The 19,944-nt window shown below is 73.0% G+C and carries 19 protein-coding genes; 9 read left to right on the top strand and 10 right to left on the bottom strand.

Annotated elements, in window-relative coordinates:
• The first annotated feature begins 94 nt into the window (after positions 1-94).
• Positions 95-1,264, top strand: coding sequence for an ROK family protein (locus tag ABD299_RS20720; protein WP_344264817.1), 1,170 nt, complete (start codon positions 95-97; stop codon positions 1,262-1,264).
• 40 nt (positions 1,265-1,304) lie between these two features.
• On the opposite strand, the gene ABD299_RS20715 is transcribed toward ABD299_RS20720, so the two are convergent.
• Positions 1,305-2,048, bottom strand: a complete 744-nt coding sequence (locus ABD299_RS20715; RefSeq protein WP_344264890.1) for a GntR family transcriptional regulator — start codon at positions 2,046-2,048, stop codon at positions 1,305-1,307.
• Between the two features lie 239 nt (positions 2,049-2,287).
• Here ABD299_RS20715 and ABD299_RS20710 point away from each other — a divergent pair, with 239 nt between their 5' ends.
• Both ABD299_RS20710 and ABD299_RS20705 read left to right on the top strand, forming a co-directional pair.
• A complete protein-coding gene (locus tag ABD299_RS20710; RefSeq protein ID WP_344264814.1) occupies positions 2,288-3,037 on the top strand; it encodes an SDR family oxidoreductase in 750 nt (249 codons plus the stop codon).
• A gap of 181 nt (positions 3,038-3,218) precedes the next feature.
• Positions 3,219-3,887, top strand: coding sequence for a GNAT family N-acetyltransferase (locus tag ABD299_RS20705; protein WP_425581381.1), 669 nt, complete (start codon positions 3,219-3,221; stop codon positions 3,885-3,887).
• Here the strand turns inward: ABD299_RS20705 and ABD299_RS20700 are convergent.
• Positions 3,820-5,013: a trans-sulfuration enzyme family protein gene (locus ABD299_RS20700; RefSeq protein WP_344264811.1), complete on the bottom strand. Its 1,194-nt coding sequence runs from the start codon at positions 5,011-5,013 to the stop codon at positions 3,820-3,822. The genes ABD299_RS20705 and ABD299_RS20700 overlap by 68 nt on opposite strands.
• Positions 5,014-5,073: 60 nt before the next feature.
• Between ABD299_RS20700 and ABD299_RS20695 the strand changes: the two genes are divergently transcribed.
• Positions 5,074-5,559: an Lrp/AsnC family transcriptional regulator gene (locus ABD299_RS20695; protein ID WP_344264808.1), complete on the top strand. Its 486-nt coding sequence runs from the start codon at positions 5,074-5,076 to the stop codon at positions 5,557-5,559.
• A gap of 66 nt (positions 5,560-5,625) precedes the next feature.
• On the top strand, positions 5,626-7,314 hold the full coding sequence (locus ABD299_RS20690; protein ID WP_344264805.1) for a DUF885 domain-containing protein: 1,689 nt from the start codon (positions 5,626-5,628) through the stop codon (positions 7,312-7,314).
• Between the two features lie 80 nt (positions 7,315-7,394).
• Here the strand turns inward: ABD299_RS20690 and ABD299_RS20685 are convergent, their stop codons facing one another.
• From ABD299_RS20685 to ABD299_RS20675, 3 genes are read right to left on the bottom strand one after another with little or no spacing between them, the layout of a single operon-like run.
• Positions 7,395-10,403 carry an AAA family ATPase gene (locus ABD299_RS20685; RefSeq protein WP_344264803.1) on the bottom strand — a complete coding sequence of 1,003 codons (3,009 nt, stop codon included), beginning with the start codon at positions 10,401-10,403 and terminating at the stop codon, positions 7,395-7,397.
• Complete coding sequence (locus tag ABD299_RS20680) at positions 10,400-11,554, bottom strand: exonuclease SbcCD subunit D (protein ID WP_344264800.1); 1,155 nt, start codon at positions 11,552-11,554, stop codon at positions 10,400-10,402. Before ABD299_RS20680 ends, ABD299_RS20685 begins: the two co-directional genes overlap by 4 nt.
• 54 nt (positions 11,555-11,608) lie before the next feature.
• The gene (locus tag ABD299_RS20675) at positions 11,609-12,235 is read right to left on the bottom strand and encodes a YigZ family protein (RefSeq protein ID WP_344264797.1); all 627 of its coding nucleotides are present in this window, start codon (positions 12,233-12,235) and stop codon (positions 11,609-11,611) included.
• A 56-nt stretch (positions 12,236-12,291) separates the two neighbouring features.
• Between ABD299_RS20675 and ABD299_RS20670 the strand changes: the two genes are divergently transcribed.
• The gene (locus ABD299_RS20670) at positions 12,292-12,720 is read left to right on the top strand and encodes a CoA-binding protein (RefSeq protein ID WP_344264794.1); all 429 of its coding nucleotides are present in this window, start codon (positions 12,292-12,294) and stop codon (positions 12,718-12,720) included.
• 162 nt (positions 12,721-12,882) lie between these two features.
• On the opposite strand, the gene ABD299_RS20665 is transcribed toward ABD299_RS20670, so the two are convergent.
• Together ABD299_RS20665 and ABD299_RS20660 are read right to left on the bottom strand one after the other, a co-directional pair.
• Positions 12,883-13,632 (bottom strand): acyltransferase, encoded by a 750-nt coding sequence (locus ABD299_RS20665; protein ID WP_344264791.1) that lies wholly within the window; start codon positions 13,630-13,632, stop codon positions 12,883-12,885.
• A gap of 16 nt (positions 13,633-13,648) precedes the next feature.
• Positions 13,649-14,320, bottom strand: a complete 672-nt coding sequence (locus ABD299_RS20660) for a DedA family protein (RefSeq protein WP_344264887.1) — start codon at positions 14,318-14,320, stop codon at positions 13,649-13,651.
• Positions 14,321-14,623: 303 nt separating this feature from the next.
• Between ABD299_RS20660 and ABD299_RS20655 the strand changes: the two genes are divergently transcribed.
• Complete coding sequence (locus ABD299_RS20655) at positions 14,624-15,679, top strand: DUF8017 domain-containing protein (protein WP_344264788.1); 1,056 nt, start codon at positions 14,624-14,626, stop codon at positions 15,677-15,679.
• A gap of 27 nt (positions 15,680-15,706) precedes the next feature.
• On the opposite strand, the gene ABD299_RS20650 is transcribed toward ABD299_RS20655, so the two are convergent.
• Positions 15,707-16,552, bottom strand: coding sequence for a spermidine synthase (locus ABD299_RS20650; protein ID WP_344264786.1), 846 nt, complete (start codon positions 16,550-16,552; stop codon positions 15,707-15,709).
• Between the two features lie 127 nt (positions 16,553-16,679).
• Here ABD299_RS20650 and ABD299_RS20645 point away from each other — a divergent pair, with 127 nt between their 5' ends.
• Together ABD299_RS20645 and ABD299_RS20640 are read left to right on the top strand one after the other, a co-directional pair.
• Positions 16,680-17,432, top strand: coding sequence for a TVP38/TMEM64 family protein (locus ABD299_RS20645; protein WP_344264784.1), 753 nt, complete (start codon positions 16,680-16,682; stop codon positions 17,430-17,432).
• A gap of 41 nt (positions 17,433-17,473) precedes the next feature.
• Positions 17,474-18,376, top strand: a complete 903-nt coding sequence (locus ABD299_RS20640) for an undecaprenyl-diphosphate phosphatase (protein ID WP_344264782.1) — start codon at positions 17,474-17,476, stop codon at positions 18,374-18,376.
• 34 nt (positions 18,377-18,410) lie between these two features.
• On the opposite strand, the gene ABD299_RS20635 is transcribed toward ABD299_RS20640, so the two are convergent.
• Both ABD299_RS20635 and ABD299_RS20630 read right to left on the bottom strand, forming a co-directional pair.
• Positions 18,411-19,316 carry a Gfo/Idh/MocA family protein gene (locus ABD299_RS20635; protein ID WP_344264780.1) on the bottom strand — a complete coding sequence of 302 codons (906 nt, stop codon included), beginning with the start codon at positions 19,314-19,316 and terminating at the stop codon, positions 18,411-18,413.
• Positions 19,317-19,464: 148 nt separating this feature from the next.
• Positions 19,465-19,920, bottom strand: a complete 456-nt coding sequence (locus ABD299_RS20630; RefSeq protein ID WP_344264777.1) for a hypothetical protein — start codon at positions 19,918-19,920, stop codon at positions 19,465-19,467.
• Positions 19,921-19,944: the final 24 nt, after the last annotated feature.

Genomic DNA, 19,944 nt, shown 5'->3' with positions numbered 1-19,944 from the left:
GCATGCGCACCGGGCACGCCGCCGGCCGGGTGCTCGCGGGCTCGCGGGCGAGCGGATAGCATCCGGCCACGCAGCGCGGTCAGGGAGGCAGACGGTGGGGAGGCTCACGGGCGGGGATCCGTCCTTGCTGCGGCGGATCAACTCCGCGGTGGTGCTGCGCGCTCTGCGAAGGGCCGAGGACGCCCCCACGCTCAGCGGTCTCGCCCGGGAGACGGGGCTGTCACGGCCCACGGTGGAGGGTGTCGTCGAAGGGCTGACGGAGGCCGGGCTGGCCGCGGAGGCCGCTGCCGAGCCGGGGGGTGCGCCTCGGCTGGGGCGCCCGGCGCGCAGGTTCCGCTTCCGGGCGGAGGCCGGGCACCTGCTGGGGATCGCTGTCGGCCCGCACCGCGTGACGGCGGTGGTGGCCGATCTCGCCGGCCGTGTCCTGGGGCGTGCCGGGCGGTTCGTCACGGAGGGCGACACGGTCGCCGTACGGCTGGAGGCGGTGCACGCCGCGGTGGACGAGCTGCTGCGGGACGCTTCGGTGGGCCGGGATTCGCTGCGTGCGGCGGGCGTGGGCACGCCGGGCATCGTCGGAGCCGACGGGACGGTGCGGTTGTGCACCGCGCTGCCCGGGTGGACCGGGCTGGATCTCGGGACGCGGCTGAGGGATGCCCTGGGCTGTCCGGTCCTGGTGGAGAACGACGCCAACGCGGCCGTCCTGGCGGAACACTGGCGGGGAGCGGCGGCGGGGGCCGGGGACGTGGTGATGGTTCTGGCCGGCCTGAGCCCGGGGGCCGGCTCGCTGATCGGCGGCCGGCTGCACCGCGGGCACGGCGGGGCCGCCGGGGAGATCGGGGCCCTGCATCTGCTGGGGCGTGAGGTCACCCCCGAGCGGCTGCTGTCCACGACCGAAGAGCCGCTGCACCCGCTGGACGAGACGGCGGTGGCCGAGGTCTTCGCCCTGGCGAGGGAGGGTGACCGGCGGGCCGTGGCGGCGGTGGACCGCTTCATCCAGCGGCTGGTGCACGACGTGACGGCACTGGTGCTGGCGCTCGACCCGGAACTGGTGGTGGTCGGTGGCTGGGCCGCGGGGCTGAACGGCGTACTCGAACCGCTGCGGCGTGAGCTGCGGCTGTACTGTCTGCGCACGCCGGATGTCGTGCTCTCCCGGCTCGGCGAGGCGGCGGTGGACACCGGCGCGCTGCGCCTGGCGCTCGACCACGTCGAGGAGCGGCTGTTCGCCGTGCAGGGCGCGTTGCCGGCGGGTGAGCGGGGGCGGTGACGGTGGCAGGGCCCTGGTGAGCGTTTCGGGCCCTGCCCTTTCAGCCCGCGAGGAGTGAGACGCCCCCCTGGTTGCCGAAGGTGAGCCGGCAGGTGTCGGCGCGGTAGGTGGCCACTGAGGCGGCGACGGTGCGGCCGTCGGCGAAGTACCGGGTGGTGACGATCAGCACGGGTGCGCCCGGGAGGCGGTCGAGCTGCCGGGCGTCCTCCGAGCGGGCGGAGCCGAGTTCGACGGCCCGGTCCTGGCCGCCGCGCTCGAAGTGCTGGAGTTCGCGGAGCACGGCGCGTCCGCGTTCGGCGCCCTCGGGCCCCGCCTCGTCCCATCCGGCGGCGAGCGAGGCGGCGGGGACGTAGAGGATCTCGGTGGCGACGGACTGGCCGTGCGTCATGCGGGTCCGGCGGACGGCCTCGGCCGGCTCGCCCGGGGGAAGATCCAGGAGCCGGGCGGCGGAGGGTGGCGGCACGATGCGGGAGCAGTCGGCCGTGATCCAGGCTTCGCCGTTCTCTCCGGGCCAGCTGTGCTGGGTGGGGCTGACGTCCACGCCGACCCGTGGCGGAGCGACGGTGGTGCCCACGCCGCGGCGCCGCTGCAGGCGGCCTTCGAGTTCGAGCTGCTCCAGTGCCTGCCGCAGCGTTGCCCGGGCGACGCCGAAACGGGCGGCCAGTTCCCGCTCGTTCGGCAGGATCTCACCCACCGAGAACTCGGAGTCCAGCGCTTCGGAGAGCACCGTCTTCAGATGCCGGTGCTTGGGCTCCGGCACGCGCTCCAACTCGGTGGTCCCCACCCTGGCCTCCAACTCGCCGACGTCCGGCACCGGATCATGCCGCCGGTGCGCACGGTGCCTTGACCGTCGCCGGGAGCACGTGCGGCCCGTGGGGGTCGGTGACGGACGCTTATGAAAGGTTGTTTCGTATTGTTCAGCGTAGAGCTGCCGCGGCGCCTTGGTCAAGACCAATGGGCTCACCCGGGCGTCCCCGATAGAGTCCCGGGCAGGACACAGAAGGCCGACGGGTGGGAGGGCCCATGACACGGGAGGTCACCGTGGTCACGGGTGGCGGCCGGGGTATCGGGGCCGCTGTCGCCGTCCGGCTGGCCCGGGCGGGGCACGATGTGGCGATCGGCTACCACCGGGACGAGGCGGCGGCCCTGGACACCGCGGAGCGGGTACGGGCACTGGGCGGCAAGGCCATGATCTTCCCGGTGGACACCGCCGCCGAGGACGATGTGGACGCCTTCTTCGACGCGTCGGAGGCGGAGCTGGGCCGGGTGACCGGTCTGGTGAACAATGCCGGGATCACCGGGCCGCTGGGGCGTCTGACGGAGACCTCGCCCGAGGTGATGAGGCGTGTCCTCGATGTCAACGTCATGGGTGTGCTGTTGTGCTCCCGGCGCGCCGCGCGCGGGATGTCCGCCCGGCACGGAGGGCGGGGCGGGGCGATCGTCAACATCTCCTCCGCGGCCTCGACCCTGGGCGGGGCAGGTGAGTACGTGCACTACGCGGCCTCGAAGGCCGCCGTCGACGCGGTGACGACGGGGCTCTCCCGGGAGCTGGCCACCGAGGGGGTCCGGGTGAACTCGGTGCAGCCGGGGATGGTGGTAACCGGCATCCATGCCGCCATGGGAGATCCGCAGCGGCCGTGGCGGGATCCGGACAGGATCCCGGTGCGCCGGCCCGGCCTGCCCGACGAGATCGCCGGCGCGGTGGCCTGGCTGCTGTCGCCGGAGGCCTCCTACACCACCGGAGCGGTCCTGCGGGTGGCGGGCGGTCTGTGACCGGCGACAGACGCAGGACCGGGGCCGGTCTCCCGTCCTGAGGCCTGCCGCTGCGCGCCTGCCAGGCACGGAACCGCCGGGACACAAGGGGCACACTGGGCAGATCCTGTCATGTGCATCCTTAACCCGAAGGTCACAGTGGGTTCGCGGTCAGGCAACACCAGCGCGCCAGGATGCCGTCATGGCTCCCTCGGACGCTTTCCACCGCATCGCCCGCCGCACTCGCCGCCGGCCGCACGATCCGGCCTCGAGGCACGGTGCGGGGCTGTGCGGCCGCTATGCGACAATCGCGCCGGCCGGAGCGTCCGCCGCACTGCGGCACCGCCCGTCACAGGAGTTCCGGCTGCCGTCCGGGGCCGTCCTTCGCCCCGCCGGACCGCAGGACGCGGGCGCCGCCCGGGCCATGCACGGGCGCTGCTCGCCCGAGACGCTGGCCCGCCGGTATCACGGCCCGGTGGGAGAGGCCGACCGCTACCTGGCGCACCTGCTGAGCCCGCGGTTCGGCCACACCGTGGCCGTGCAGGCTCCCGGAGGCGAACTGGTGGCCCTGGGGCACCTGCTGTGGGACGGCGAGGAAACCGAGGTCGCCCTGCTCGTGGAGGACGCATGGCAGCGCCGCGGTCTCGGCGCTGCCATGCTGAACCACTTGGTCGCTCTTGCGGAGCGGGAGGGCTGCGAGAGCGTGTACGCGGTCACGCAGGCCTCCAACGCGGGGATGATCTCGGCGATGCTGGGCACCGGTCTCCCCCTGGAGCGTCAGCTGGCCGCGGGCACCCTGGTACTCACGGCGCGACTCGTTCCGCCAGCGGTTCCCTCCCGGGCGCGTCCGGCCTCCGGCGGCCGGCGCTGAGAGCGGCGTCGAGGTCGCGCCACAGGTCCTCCACGTCCTCCAGTCCGACGGACATGCGCAGCAGGTTCTCGCTGATCCCGCCGGTGTGCCGGTCGTTCTCCGCCACGATCCGGTGGCTGATGGAAGCGGGGTGCTGGATGAGGGTGTCGACGCTGCCGAGGCTGACCGCGGGGGTGATGAGCCGGACGCCGGAGATGACCTGGTGCGGGTCCTCGCCGACCTCGAAGGCGACCATCGCTCCACCGATCCGCGGATAGTGCACCCGGGAGACCCGCGGGTCCGCAGCCAGGCGGCGGGCGAGTTCGGCCGCGGTGGCGGACTGGGCGCGCACGCGCACCGGAAGGGTGGACAGTCCGCGCAGCAGCAGGTATCCGGCCAGGGGGTGCAGCACGCCTCCGGTGGCGAAACGGATCTGCCGCAGCCGGCGGGCGAACTCCTCGTCACAGGCGACGATGCCGCCCATCACGTCCCCGTGACCGCCCAGGTACTTGGTGGCACTGTGCAGCACGATGCGCGCGCCCGTCTCGGCCGGGCGCTGGAGCACCGGGGTGGCGAACGTGTTGTCGGCCAGCAGCGGGACCGATCCGCAGCTCTCGGCGAGGGCCGCGAGGTCGAGTTCGGCGAGTGTGGGGTTGGCCGGGCTCTCCACCATCACCAGCCCGGTGTCGGGGCGGATCGCGGCAGCCAGCCCGGCAGGGTCGGTCCAGGTGACCTCGGTGCCCAGCAGCCCGCTGTTGAGCAGGTGGTCGCTGCAGCCGTAGAGCGGCCGGACCGCGACCACGTGCCGCAGCCCTTCGGCGGAGCGCGCCAGGAGCACGGCGGTGAGCGCCGCCATGCCGCTGGCGAAGGCGACGGCCGACTCGGTGCCCTCCAGTCTGGCCAGCGCTTCCTCGAAACGCGCCACGGTGGGGTTGTCCAGCCGGGCATAGACCGGCGGTCCCTGGAGCCGGGCACCGGTCTGGGCGAACTCGTCCAGCCGCGCGGCCTCCGCCCGGCTGTCGTGGCTGGGATACGTGGTGGACAGGTCGAGGGGGGCGGCGTGCAGGCCAAGTGCGGCGAGGTCTTCGCGGCCGGCGTGCACGGCCTCGGTGGCGAGGGAGCGGGGTACCGCTGAGGTCGTGTCCATGCCGGGGATTGTCGGGCAGTCTCCGGTCTTCGAGACCGTGTGCCGTGCTACGTTCGGCCGATGGCTGATTCTGCCGCTCTCGATCCGGTCGACCTGGAGATTCTGCGGTTGCTGCAGAACGACGCCCGGACCACCTACCGGGACCTGGCCGCCATGGTCGGCATCGCTCCCTCGACGTGCCTCGACCGGGTGGCACGGCTGCGCCGGACAGGTGTGATCCTGGGCCACGAGCTGCGCGTGGACCCCGGCAGACTGGGACGTCCGCTGCAGGCGCTGCTGCTCGTACAGGTGCGGCCGCACCGCAAGGAACTCATCGGGCCGTTCGTCGAGCGGATCCGGGAGATCCCCGAATCCCGCGCGCTGTTCCACCTCACGGGCCCCGACGACTATCTGGTGCAGGTGGCGGTGGCCGATATGGCCGACCTCCAGCGACTGGTCCTGGAGGAGTTCACCTCCCGCCGGGAAGTGGCCAGGGTCGAGACGCGGCTGATCTTCCAGCAGTGGGAGTGCGGTCCGCTGCTGCCGCCGGGGACGGCACCGGGCTGACCCCCCGGGGCCCTCTCTTCCTTCACAGTAGTGACGGATGAGTCCGCAGGTACCAGGATGTGATCCATGTCCGAAGACACCGACACCATGCTGCCCCGGCAACTCGCCGACCGCTACGTCGACGACCTGATCGCGCTCGACCCGATCATCGGTACGTCGCTCGGAGTGGCGGAGAGCGCCGGGCGGCTGCCCGATTACTCCCCCGCCGGCCGGGAGGCGATCGCCGACCTTGCACGGCACACCCTGCGTCAGCTCACTGCGGCCGAAACCCGGCCAGGGGCGGACAGCGACTCCGAACGCCGCTGCGCCCGCCTGCTGCGTGAGCGGCTGACCGCTCACCTGGCGGTCCACGAGGCCGGCGAGGAACTGCGGGCCGTCAGCAACCTCCACTCCCCCGCACACTCGGTCCGGGGCGTCTTCTCTCTCATGCCGACGGCCACGGAGGAGGACTGGGCTCTCGTGGCCCGGCGGCTGCGAGCCGTGCCCGCTGCCCTGGAGGGGTACCGTGCCTCGCTGGCCGAAGGCCTCACGCGGGGTCTGAAGGCAGGGCCCCGGCAGGTCGCCACGGTGCTGGAGCAGCTGGCGGAGTGGACCGGCGAGAGCTCGGCGGGAAGCTGGGCCTCCGCCTTCACGGCCCCCGGTCCGGACTCGCTGCGAGGGGAGCTGGACGCTGCGGCCGAACTGGCCACGGGTGCCCTGGCCGGGCTGCGGGACTGGCTGCGCGACACCTACACCCCGGCCGTGGCGGGAGCGCCGGAGACCGCGGGGCGGGAGCGCTATGCCCGGTGGGTGCGCTACTGGAACGGCACCGACCTGGACCTGGAGGAGGCCTACGCCTACGGCTGGGCCGAGTTCCACCGTCTGCACGCCGAGATGCGCGCCGAGGCCGACGGCATCCTTCCGGGAGCCGGCCCCTGGGAGGCACTGCGTCATCTGGACACCGCCGGCGAGGCGATAGAAGGGGTCGAGGAGGTCCGCGTCTGGCTCCAGCAGCTGATGGACGACGCGATCGCCGCGCTGGACGGGACGCACTTCGATCTGGCCGAGCGTGTCAGGCGGGTGGAGTCGATGATCGCCCCGCCGGGGGGCGCGGCCGCGCCGTACTACACCTCGCCGTCCCTGGACTTCTCCCGCCCCGGGCGCACCTGGCTGCCGACCATGGGCGAGACCCGTTTTCCGGTGTACGACCTGGTGTCCACCTGGTATCACGAAGGCGTGCCGGGTCATCACCTGCAGCTGGCTCAGTGGGCACACGTGGCCGATGAGCTGTCGCGCTATCAGACGACGGTCGGCATGGTCAGCGCGAACGCCGAGGGCTGGGCGCTGTACGCCGAGCGGCTGATGGACGAACTCGGTTTCCTCGGGAGTGCCGAGCGGCGGCTGGGCTATCTGGACTGCCAGATGATGCGGGCCGTCCGAGTCGTCATCGACATCGGCATGCACCTGGAGCTGGCAATCCCCGCGGACTCGCCCTTCCGGCCCGGTCAGCGCTGGACGCCGGAACTGGCGCAGGAGTTCTTCGGCCTGCACAGCAGCCGCCCGGCCGCCTTCGTGGAGAGCGAGATCGTCCGGTACCTGGGCCTACCCGGCCAGGCCATCGGATACAAGCTCGGGGAGCGGGCCTGGCTGCGCGGCCGGGAGGCCGCCCGGGCCGCGCACGGGGACGCCTTCGACGCCAAGAAGTGGCACATGGCCGCGCTGTCGCAGGGCTCGCTGGGGCTGGATGATCTGGAGGCGGAACTGTCGGTGCTGTGAACACCGACCCACAGCAGGCCCCTGCCGCCCACCGCGAAGGCCGCGGCGGGCGGCAGGGTCTGCGGCCGGCCCGGAGGAGGTCAGCCGCCGGGCAGGAGCGTGCGGTGACGGACCGTCGAGCCCCGACGGGACTTGACGATCTCCAGTTGCGCGGGAATGCGGGTGCGCAGGTCGGGAACATGGCTGACGATGCCGACGCTGCGGTCCTGTTCGCGCAGGGAGTCCAGGACGTCGAGCACCTCGTCGAGGGTCTGTTCGTCCAGGCTGCCGAAGCCCTCGTCGATGAACAGGGTGTCCAGCCTCCGGCCGCCGGCTTCCTCGGCCACGACGTCCGCCAGTCCGAGGGCCAGCGCCAGGGAGACGAAGAAGGTCTCCCCTCCGGAGAGGGTCGCGGTGTCCCGTTCGCGGCCCGTCCAGCCGTCGAGCACATGCAGACCCAGACCCGAGCGGCCGCGGCCGCTGCGGGCATCGGAATGGGTCAGCAGATAGCGCCCGGCGGACATGCGCTGCAGCCGGGCCCCCGCAGCCGCGGCGACCTGCTCGAGACGGGCCGCCAGCACGTAGGTCTCCAGCCGCATCCGATACGCGTTGGCCGAGGAGGTGCCCGCCGCGAGGTCCGCGAGCGCGGTGACGCGGCGGCACTCGTCACGCAGCGGGGCCAGCCGCACGGCCTCCCGGGCGGCCTGTCCGGAGAGTGCGTCGAGCTCGGCGCAACGGCTGTGGGCGGCGGCGTCGGCCGCGGCTGCCTTCCGTAGCCGGCCGGTGGCGGCGACGGCTGCGGCCCGGGCGGAGTCCGGATCGGCCACCGCATCCCCCTCCGCGCCGGGGGTATGGTCCGAGAGCGCGGCGGCGACCGCCGCCTCCTCGGCCCGCCAGGCGTCGAGCCGCTGCTGGAGAACACGTTGCTCCGATGGGTCGAGCAGAGCCTCCTGGGCCGCCCGCGGAGTGCCGAACCCGGCCCGGTAGGCGGCGTCGGCCAGCCGGGCATCGGCCTCCTTGAGCCGGACTGCCGCTTCCTCCGAGGCGAGAGCTGCCCGGGCGGCCTCGGCCAGCGCCTCGGCCTCCTCCTCCAGTACCGCGACACGGTGGGCCACACTCGGTGCTCCGTCCCGGGCCTGTTCGGTCTCCTCGCGCAGGGCGTCGAGTTCGGCCCCGAGGGTCTCGATGCGGGAGGCACGGGCGGCGATGCGGCGCTCGGCCTCCCGCTCGGCGGTGAGCAGTCCGGCGTGCTCCCGCTCGGCCAGCCGGAGTTCCTCCCGCGCGCGGCCCAGGTCCTCCCCCTGTGCCAGGGCGGACGCGTGTGCGTCCTGCAGAGCGGTGACGCGGGCGGTGAGGTCCTCGAGGGCGTCCTCGCCGGAGGCGGCCACCCAGCCCGCCTGCTGCTCGCGGAGAGCGGCGAGAGCCGCCGCGGCCCGGTCGCGATCGGTCTGTGCCTGCTGATGGCCGGCTCTGGCCCTCTCCTCCGCCGCGCGGTCGATGTGCCCGGCGTCCGGACGGGCGGGAGCAGGATGCTCCGACGACCCGCAGACCGGGCACGGCCGGCCCGCGCCGAGGCCGGCGGCCAACTCCGCCGCGAAACCCTGGAGACGTCGTTCCTTCAGTCCCAGCCAGTGGTCGTACGCCGCTGCGGCGAGTTCTCTCGCCCGCAGCAGGTCCGCTTCGGCGGCGCGGAGCCGTCCGGCGATGTCGTCACGGTTCCGGGCGGCGGTCTCCCGTTCCCTGGCCCGGGCGAGTTCCTCGGCGAGCCGGTCGGCGCGGTGTGCCTCCTGCCTGGCCTGCTCGACGCGGGCCTGCAGCCGGTCGTGTTCCTCCTGGTGACAGGCGCGCCTGCGTGCGGCTTCGGTGAGCAGGTCACGGTCCGCCCGGTCCTCGTCCTGGAGCCTGTGGAGTTCCGCGGAGAGGTGACGCGAGCGGTCCTCCGCCCGGCGGGCCGAGGCGAGGGCCCCCAGGTGCCGGCGCACCGACCGCTCGCGCTCGGCGAGCCGTTCGGCGGGTTCGTCGGACGGCCCGGACAGTGAGAGCCGGGCGCGGCGCTCGGCCTCGGCGGCGGCACGGAGCTCAGCTTCGGCCGCGTCGCGCAGGGCCAGAGCCGGAGCGACCGTGTCGGCCGCCCTGGCCCGGTCGAGCCGGTCACGGTCGCGGTCGGTGTGCTCGCGCTGCTGTGCCAGCGCGGTGCGGCGGCGCAGCGCCTCCTGGTGCCGTTGCCGCCGCCGGTGCTGTTCGCGGGCCTCGGCCAGCCGGTGCTCGGCCAGGTCGTGGGCTGCTTCGGCCGCACTCAGCGCCAGTGCCGCGATGTCCCTGCCTTCCCGGGCCGCGCTGCGGGCGATCGCGGACTGGACGAGCACGGCTTCGGCCAGGTGGGGGGTGCCCGGTGCCGGAGCGTCGGATGGCGGTTCTCCCCGGCCGGCCAGGCCCGTGGCGGCCTGCCGTATGCGGTGCAGGAGGGAGAGGAGGATGTCGTCGCCTTCCCGGACGCGCTGCTGGACACCTGCTCTCAGTTCGGTCAGGTGGCGCTCCGCGGCGGCGAAGCGCCGGGTGTCGAACAGCCGGCCCAGGAGCCGGGCCCGGTCCTCGGCCCCGGCGCGCAGAAAGCGGGCGAAGTCCCCCTGGGGCAGCAGGACGACCTGGCAGAACTGGTCCCGGCTCATCCCGAGCAGCTGCCCCAGTTCCTGGGCTGTCTCCTGGTGCGAACGACTGAGCGCACTCCAGTTTCCCGTGGCCGCGTCGCGTTCCCGCAGGGTGACGGCGGCACGGTCGCGGGTGGTTCCGGTGCCGCGCTTGCGGGGACGCGTCTGCTCGGGCCTGCGGGTGATCTCCAGTCTCCGGCCACCGACCGTGAGGTCGAGGACCACCTCGGTGGGGGTGTCCGGGGCGGCGTGGTCGCTGCGCAGCGCGTGCCGGTGTCCCTGGCGGACACCGGGGACTTCGGCGTACAGGGCGAAGCACACGGCGTCCAGCACGGCGGTCTTTCCCGCACCGGTGGGGCCGTGGAGCAGGAAGAGGCCCTGGGAGGCGAGCCGGTCGAAGTCGATGTGGTGCGTGCCGGCGAAGGGACCGAAGGCGCGCACGGTGAGGCGGTGCAGTCTCATCGCCCGGTCTCCTGGAGACGGACGGCGTTCAGGGCCTTCCCGAGCACGGCACGCTCGTGGGCGTCGGGGCCGGTTCCGGCACGGACGTGGGCGACGAAGTCCTCGGCGATCTGCTGGTCGCTGCGACCGCGCAGGCGCTGTACGTAGGAGAGGTCCAGCGTTCCGGAGGGCTGCTCGGGCTCGAAGACGAGGCTGAGGAGGTGCGGGAACCGGGAGGTGAGCCGGGCCATCGGCTCCTCCGGCCGGACCGGGTCGGTGAGTGTCGCCTCGACCCAGGAGTCCGCGGACGTTTCGAGCGCGGGATCGGTCAGCAACTGCTCCATTCTGCCGCGGATTCTGGCCATCGGGCGCGGGACCGGGCAGTCGATGCGTTCGGAGCGGAGGTTCCCCGCCGCGTCGAGATCGATGAGCCACATGCTCTTGCGGTGCCCGGCCTCGGAGAAGGAGTAGGCCAGCGGTGAACCCGGGTAACGCACCCGGTCGGTGAGGGTCTGACAGCCATGCAGATGGCCGAGAGCCACATAGTCGACGCCGTCGAACACCGACGCCGGAACGGAAGCCGCTCCCCCGACGGTGATGTCCCGCTCGCTGTCGCTGGCCTGTCCGCCGGCGACGAAGGCATGGGCGAGAACCACGGAGCGGGTGCCGGGCGGGCGGGTCGCCAGATCGGCGCGCACCCGGTCCATGGCGGCCCGCAGCACAGCGGTGTGCCCGCCGCCGTCGGTGCCGAACTCGTCGCGGACCAGCACCGGCTCCAGATAGGGCAGTCCGTAGCAGGCGACCTCCGTCGACCCGTCGGACAGCAGCACCGGGAGGGCGCAGCCGGCGGGGTCGGTCCGCAGGTGGATTCCCGCCCGTTCGATGAGGCCGGCGCCCACGCCCAGTCTGCGGGCGGAGTCGTGGTTGCCGGAGATCATGACCGTGGGAACGCCGAGGGCGGCGAGGCGGTGCAGGGTCTCGTCGAAGAGCCGGACGGCGGCGAGCGGGGGGACGGCCCGGTCGTAGATGTCTCCCGCGACGACGACGGCGTCGACCTTCTCCTCCCGGGCGGTGACGACCAGGTGGTCCAGGAAGGCGGCCTGGGCTTCCAGCAGGCTCACCCGGTGCAGGCTGCGGCCCAGATGCCAGTCGGAGGTGTGCAGCAGTCGCATGCTGCACGACTGTACGGGGGTCCTCGGACAGCGCGTGAGCGGCCGTGGCCGGCGTCAGCCGGCCAGGTAGGTCTCCTCGCCCGTCTCCAGCCCGGCGGCGCCTGCGGTGATATCGGCCAGCCAGGTCCGGAAGGTCTCGAGGTCCGCCGCGGGCAGCGCGACCTCGAGGGCGACCCGGCTTCCGTATCCGACTGCGAGGACCGTGAGCCCAGCGGTGCGAAGTTCGTGCTCCAGCTTTCCGGCCCGGTCGTGTCCGACGGTGACGGTGGCCCGCAGGTACCGCCTGCGGGTGACGGTGCCCACCTCGTCCAGCGCCTCGCCCACGGCTCCCCCGTAGGCCCGGATCAGCCCGCCTGCGCCGAGCTTGGTCCCGCCGAAGTACCGGGTGACCACGGCCACGGCGCAGCGGACGCCGCGCCGGGTGAGCATCTGAAGCATCGGAAGACCGGCGGTGCCACCGGGCTCCCCGTCGTCATCGGACTTCTGCACGCCCGCGTCGGCCCCGAGTACGTAGGCGTAGCAGGTGTGATGCGCTGCCGGGTGCTCACGGCGGAGGCGCGCGACGAAGGCCCGGGCCTCCTCCTCGGTGGCGGCGGGGGCGAGCGAGCAGATGAAGCGGGAGCCCTTGACCTCGGTCTCGTGGACGCCCGCCCGGGCGATGGTCAGGTACTCGTCCTGCATCCGGCCACCCTACGCGGCGCAGGAATGCGAAAGCTCGCCGCCGGGTTGTGCGGATCATGCGTACGCAGAACGAGATCATCCGCCGGCTGCTGACCCCGACCGGCGACACGTGGGCCGTGGTGGGGCTGTCGTCCAGCCGGATGCGGGCCGCCCACGGAGTCGCCGCGCTGCTGCAGCGCAAGGGCAAGCGGATCGTGCCGGTGCATCCGCGGGCCGAGACGGTACACGGTGAGCCGGGCTACGCCTCGCTGAGCGCCATCCCGTTCCCGGTGGATGTCGTCGATGTGTTCGTCAACAGTGCGGCGGCGGGCGCGGTGACTGACGAGGCGGTGGCGGTGGGGGCGAAGGCTGTGTGGTTCCAGCTGGGGGTCATCGACGAGGCCGCCGTGGAGCGGGCCCGGGCCGCCGGGCTGGAGGTGGTGGCGGACCGGTGCCCGGCCATCGAGTACGCGCGTCTCGGAGGCGACCCGGCGGGCGGCGGGTAGCCACGGAGGGCCGGCCGCTCACCACCGCTGGACCACGTAGCCCAGGAGAGCGAGGCCGTGGAGGGCCACAGCGGCGGCGAGGATGATGCGCAGGCTGCTCCAGGAGCGGTGCCGGGGGTCCCGGGACACGGGGGCCTCCCTGGGGTCGGGGCCCGAGGGCCGTCAGCGGTCTTCGCCGGTGTCCGTTCCCGGTGGGTCCTCGTCCATGCCCACCAAGGTGCCCCGCCCGGTGCCCGGCTCCTCGGCGGGTGCCGCGGGCGGCGGCGTACGCAGCGGCGGCTGCCAGCCGTCCGCGGGGTCCCAGCGGCGCACGATCCGGGCCGGGGCGCCGGCGACGACCGCGTGGTCGGGCACGTCTCCGCGCACCACCGATCCGGCGGCGACCACCACGTTGCGGCCCAGCCTGGCCCCCGGCAGCACGATGGCTCCCGCTCCCAGCCAACTGCCGGGCCCGATCTCGACGGGTTCGGCCCGCGGCCACTGGACGCCCACCGGTGTGGCGGGGTCGTCGTAGGAGTGGTTGGTCGAGGTGATGTAGCAGTACGGGCCGCAGAAGACGTTGTCTCCGATGGTCACCGGCGCGGTCGCGACGACATGGCTGCCGCGGCCGAGGACGACGCCGTCCCCCAGTCTCAGCACCGTGTCGGGGCCCAGGTCGGCCGGGCCCGGCAGGAGGCCCGCGGTGAGGGTGACGTGCTGCCCTATCACGCAGTGGTCCCCGAGTTCGATCCACCCGGTGCCGAAGAGGGTGCCTTGCGGGAAGGCCAGTTTCGTGCCGTGCCCGAGCCGGCGGAAGGCGTAGGGGCCCGGGTTCGCGGCGCTGACCGCGCCCGCGCGCTGTGCGCGTTCCCACAGTCGGTGCACGGTCCGGGAGCCCAGCCGGGACACGGCGCGGCCGGCTCTGCTCAGCATGGGTCCGCCGCCGCGGTCACCGGTCGGCCACGGCGGCCGGCTCGGCGGCCACCGGCGACGGGGAGAGCTCCGGGAGCGGCTCCTGCTTCTCCCGGCGGGCGATCCGCCATCGGACCACGGCGACCCCCGCGATGCCGCACACCACTGCGGCCGTGAGGCCGACCCAGGAGAAGCGGCTGAGCCAGTCCTGGGCGACGACGCCGGCGTAGTAGACGACCGCGGTCGTACCGCCGGCCCAGAGAATGCCGCCGGGCACGTCCGCGAGGAGGAACTTCCCGTAGGGCATCCGCAGGACGCCTGCCAGCGGGCCCGCGAAGATCCTCAGCAGAGCGACGAAACGGCCGAAGAAGACGGCCCACGCCCCCCAGCGCTCGAAGGACCGCTCCGCCAGGGCGACGTTGCGCGGGGAGAAATGCCGGGGGAACTTCTCCCCCAGCCATCCGAACAGCGGTCTGCCGCCCTTCCTGCCGATGAGGTACCCCAGCGAGTCGCCCACGCACGCCCCGAAGATGGCGCAGATGCCGACCCACACCGGGTCGACGTGTCCCTGGGAGGCCAGCAGAGCCGCGCTGAGCAGGACGATCTCGCCTGGGAGTGGGACTCCCAGCATTTCGATCAGGATGACGACCGTGACCAGCGTGTAGACCGCCAGAGGGGGAATCGTCGCAAGCCACACCTGGATATCCATCGCCCGCAGGCCCCTCCCCGTGGTCATGCTGTTCGCCGCGGCGCACACACACCTGGCGCACGCCGGGAAGCTTAGCCGATCGGATGCGGGAGCCTGCCGGGACAGCGGTTGCGGGGGCCGGCAATCGGGGACGGCGACTGCCCGTCCCCGCTCCCCCACGAGTGGCGGGCTGAGAGGTCCGGGACACCACGACATATTACCCATCGGTAATTGTTCAGTGGGCGTCGCCGGAATGTCGCAGCTGCGTAGCGATCCGGGGGCCGACGGCTCCATGGAGCCGGCCGCGCCCTAATGTCTGTGGCCATGAGCCCAGGTGAACACCAGCCCGGGGGTGGCCAGGGTCCGCAGGAGGCGGATCCCGGCCGGAGCGGTGCGGAGCAGCCGAACCCCTACCAGCAGCCCGGTTACCAGCAGCCCAACCCGTACACACAGCCCGTTTACCAGCAGCCCAACCCGTACCAGCAGCCGACCGTGGGATGGCAGGGCCCCGCCGCCGCTCCTCCGCCTCCGGGCGGGAGCCGCAAGGCCCGCACGATCATCGCGGTGGCCGTGGCCACGGCGGTGGTGGCCGCCGGTGTGGTCACCGCGGTGGTGGTGCTCGGTGATGACAGCGCGAACCCGTCGTACGAGGGGCAGCAGACCCCGGCTCCCGAGCCCGAACCGAGCGAGGAGGAGGCTCTCGACGACGAGGACCGGGCACCGGACGACCCGCGCCGCGGGCCACAGGACAGGCCGGAGCCGGTGGTCGCCCCGGACTGGCAGGTCCAGACGATCTCCAAGCGCTACAACGCCTTCGACGTGCCTCCGGACTGGAAGGTGAACAGCGAGGACTACATGGTCGGGTTCACCGACGACAGGGAGAAGGAAGAGGAGGAACCGGCGGAGGACGAGGACGAGTTCTCCTTCGAGATCCCTGATCTGCTCGTCGCCATGTCCGCCGTGGCCACCTACAAGGACAACTGGTGCGGCCACAGCAGCCGTGCGATGGCCGGGACCAAGGGGGGCCAGGGCGCCACCGGTACCGAGGAAGCGGCCCGGTCGGAGGCCGTCGAGTGGGCCCTGTCGGCCTGGGACCAGAACCAGCTGGGCACTCTCGAGGTCTCCGACCCCGAGCCCTTCGAGAGCGAGCACGGCATCTCGGGCCACACCGCGACGGCTCTCATCACGGGTGTCCCCAAGGACCCGGACGCGGAGTGCGAGGCCGCGGACGGCAAGGTCGTGACGGTCTCCTATCTGGACGCCCGCAACGACCTGGCGACCTGGGTCCTGCTGACCGACACCGGCGTGGACGACGAGGTGGATGAGGAAACCATCGAGAAGATGATGAACAGCCTCCGGCCCTACCCGGCCGACAGCTGAGGTTCACCACTCCGGCCGGCCGGTGGCTCAGTCCAGGCTGAAGGCCCCAGCCGGTGGCCTGGGCGAGGGGACGGCCGCGCCGTCGGCCACCGGCGCGGCCCCGTCCAGGAGGCGGTCGAGCGCGTCGCCGTGGACCACCCGGGCGGGAAACGCGTCCGCGGCGGCCCGGCGGACGATGTCCGGCAGCGGAAGGACGGCCCCGGAGGCCACGATCAGCACGTTGCCGAAGCGACGGCCACGCAGCACCGCGGGCTCGGCGAGCAGGGCGAGGTGGGGAAACACGGCGGCGAAGGTGGCGAGCTGGGAGCGGAGAAAGCCGAACGGGGCGGCGTCGGCCAGGTTCCCCAGGTAGATTCCGGCCGGCCGCAGCGCACGGGCGGCCGCCCGCGCGAAGCCGAGAGTCGTGACGTGGGCCGGGACACGGGAACCACCGAACACGTCCGCCACGACCGCGTCCCAGGCCCGGGCCCCGGTGGCCTCCAGAGCGGCGCGGGCGTCGGCCACCTCGACGGTGATCCGGGAGCCTGCCGGCAGGGGGAGCCTCTCGCGCACCAGGGCCGCGAGCCCGCGGTCCGCCTCCACGACATGCTGCCGCGAGCCGGGGCGGCATCCGGCGGCCCAGCGTGGCAGTGTCAGCGCTCCTCCGCCCAGATGGAGCAGGTCCGGGGGGCGGCCCGGCTCGCCGGCGAGCCGGAGGACATGGGCGATCCAGCGGGTGTACTCGAACTCCAGATGGGCCGGGTCCTCGAGGTCGACATAGGACTGCGGGGCCCCGTCGACGGTCAGCAGCCAGGCGCTTTTCCGGTCGAGGTCCGGCAGCAGCCGGGCGATGCCGTGGTCGACGGCTCGGGCGACGGGGAGAGGTTCGGCCACCGCTCCATTGTCCCCGCTGCGTATCCGGGCAGCGGCCGGGGGTGCGCTCGGGTGCCGCCGGACGTTTCCCCGGCCTCCGGACGAATGTGCGTGCCGACGGGACACGCCGGTCGGATAGTCTCCTTCGGTGCCCGCCATCGCCTCCGCACCGGGCGAACGAAGCGCCCGGCGCCTCCGGACGCTGCCGTCGCCATGGTCCCGCTTCGCCCTCCTCGTCGGCCTGCTCGCCACTGCGGCGGCGATAATGCTGCTGTACGAGCCGCAGCAACTGCTTCACGAGGGCTGGGCAGTGGCTCCCGGAACTCTCGGCGTCGTGCTGGTGATGCTGGGGTATGCCGTCTGCGCGGCGGCGCTGCTCCCACGCCCGGTGCTGAATCTCGCCGTCGGCGCGCTGCTGGGTGCGCAGTCGGGACTGCTCTCGGCCCTGGCAGGTACGGTCCTGGCCGCCGCCGCTTCTTTCGGACTGGGGCGGCTGCTGGGCCAGGAGGCACTGCGGCCTCTTCTGCGCGGGCGCCGGTCGGCCGCGGTCGACCGGGTGCTCAGCCGGCACGGGTTCCGTTCCGCGCTGGTGCTGCGGCTGGTGCCGGGGATTCCGTTCGCGGCGGTCAACTACGCCGCCGCGGTCTCGCGGATGTCCTGGAGGTCGTTCCTCGGCGGCACGGCCCTGGGCAGCATCCCCAACACCGCGGCCTACGTGATCGCGGGGAGCCAGGCCACCACGCCGTCCTCCCCCGCTTTCCTGATCGCCTCCGGATTCGTCGCCCTGAGCGCGCTGGCCACCGGTCTGACCGCATGGCGCGGCCGCGAGCGGCTGCGGGTGACGGCTCCCGGCCGGACGGACCCACGCGTCCTGCAGACGGCACACCGTTCTAGCATCTGACCCAACCTGTCTGACGATCACAAGGACGAGCACACCGCGCCATGTCTTGGTTCGAATCGATCATTCTCGGGCTCGTCCAGGGGCTGACGGAGTTCCTGCCGATCTCCTCCAGCGCACACCTGCGGCTGGTCGCCGTCGCCGCCGGCTGGGACGACCCGGGGGCCGCGTTCACCGCCGTCTCCCAGATCGGCACCGAACTGGCCATCCTCATCTACTTCCGCAAGGACATCGCCCGGATCGTCACCGCGTGGTTCCGGTCCCTCCACGACAAAGAGGTGCGCAGCCAGCTGGAGGCGAGAATGGGCTGGCTGGTCATCATCGGCACCATTCCCATCGTGGTGCTCGGCGTGACCTTCAAGGACGCCATCGAGGGCCCCTTCCGCGACCTGCGGCTCATCGCGCTCAGCTTCATCGTCCTCGGCATCGCGCTGGGCATCGCGGACCGGCTGGCGGCACAGGCCGAAAACGGTGGCCGCCACCGCGCCGCCAAGCCGCGCAAGACTATCGAGCAGCTGAACACACGGGACGGGATCCTCTTCGGGCTGTGGCAGGCGCTCGCCCTGATCCCCGGAATGTCCCGCTCGGGGGTGACGATGACGGGCGGGCTCTTCCTCGGCTACAACCGGGAGGCCGCGGCGCGCTACTCCTTCCTCCTGGCCATCCCGGCGGTGCTGGGGTCGGGCCTGTACGAGCTCGGCGGCATCGGGGGCGAGACGGGGAACGTCTCCTGGGGTCCGACCATCGTCGCGACCATCGTCTCGTTCTTCGTCGGCTACGCGGTGATCGCCTGGTTCATGAGCTTCATCAGCACCCGCAGCTTCATGCCGTTCGTCTGGTACCGGATCGTGGTGGGTGTGGCGCTGCTGGTCCTGATCTGGTTCGGGGTGCTCGACCCGTACGCCGGTGAGCAGATCGGGGACACCATCGGGGCCGAGACGGGCTAGTGACCACTACGGGTCGCCACGGGGCCCGGGCCGGTCAGACCGCCTGCTCCTCCACCGATACGACGATCTGCTCGCACAGCTCGTGGGTGCGCAGCGCGTCCCGGGCGGACAACGGACGGCCGGTCCTGACCACGTCGAGAAACGCATGCACGGACTGCTCGATGCCGCGCTGCCGGGCGACGGGTACCCAGTCGCCCCGGCGGCGGACGCTCGGCTGGCCCTTGTGATCGATGATCTCCGCGAGGTTGCGGACCTCACGCTTGGAGTCCTGGCCGGAGACCTCCAGGATCTCCTCGGCCGAGCCGGACAGCCGGTTCATCGCGCCGATGGCGGTGAACCCCTCCCCTGCCAGCTGCAGGACGACATGGTGCAGCAGGCCGTCACGTGCCCGGCTCCTGACGTCGACCCGGTCCACCGGGGCGGGGGCGAGGAAGCGCAACGTGTCCACCACGTGGATGAAGTCGTCGTAGATCATGCGGCGCGGCTCCTCGGGCAGGCCCACCCGGTGTTTCTGCAGGAGGATCAGGTCCCGTGGATGCTCCAGGCACTGCGCGTACCCGGGCGCGAAGCGTCGGTTGAAGCCCACCGCGAGCGGGATCTCCCGTTCCTCGGCGAGCTCCACCAACCGGCGGGCGTCATCGAGGCGGTAGGCGAGAGGCTTGTCGACGAAGGCGGGGATTCCCGCCTCCAGCAGCGCGGTGACCAGTGGTGCGTGCGTCTCGGTGGGGGCGTGCACGAAGGCGGCGTCGATGCCGGCGCCGATCAGCGAGTCCAGGACGGTGTGCCGGTGCTGAGCGGGCACCCGGTGGACCTCGGCGACCTCCGCGAGGGTGGCGGGAGTGCGGGTGTGCAGGTGCGGCTCGACTCCCGGCAGGGTGGTGAGCACCGGCAGATACGCCTTGCGTGCGATGTCGCCCAATCCGATCACGCCGACCTTCACGGACACTCCTCCGACTTCTCGGGAACCGGGGGCCGTACTGTCCCGTACGGTGTGCCCGGCAGCATACGCGGGCCGGCCGGCTGCTTGTCCTTCCGTGTTCTCGGGCGCTGGCGCTCCCGCCGCTCTGCGGTGCGCTCCGGTCTCCGGCTCATCCGCCCCCGGCCAGGCGCCGTGAGAGCCGCTCGATGGCGGCACGGATCTCCCCGGCGTAGGGTCCGTCGGCCAGGCCGGCCGCCGCGCCGCGGGCCCGCTGCAGCGCCCTGCGGGCCGCGCGCCCGTCGCCGAGCCGCGCGTGGTCGGCGGCGAGCCGGGTGTAGAGCGCGGGGTAGAGAGCCGCGGCCGGGCCCTGATCCCCGTCCCGGGCGGCCGCTCCGTCTGCGGCGGCCAGCGCCCGCAGGTCCCAGACCAGCGCGACCGCGGGGTCGTCCTGGGTGTCGGCCAGGTAGTGCGCGATGGCGCTGCGGTGGAAGGCGTCCCCCGCGCGGCCCGCTTCCTCCCACAGCGCCAGCAGACGGTTCCGGGCCTCTTCCCTGTCTCCGGCGCGGTGCAGCAGCACAGCCTGGCCGAGGCGCGTCGGCACCGCGGCGTCCTCTCCTCGCGACACGGGCCCTCCTGCGCTGCCCGCGCC

This window comes from Streptomyces sodiiphilus (assembly GCF_039529215.1).
Lineage (GTDB): Bacteria > Actinomycetota > Actinomycetes > Streptomycetales > Streptomycetaceae > Streptomyces > Streptomyces sodiiphilus.
The sequence above is the reverse complement of the archived record's forward strand: the minus strand, read 5'-3'. Positions and strand labels throughout refer to the sequence as shown.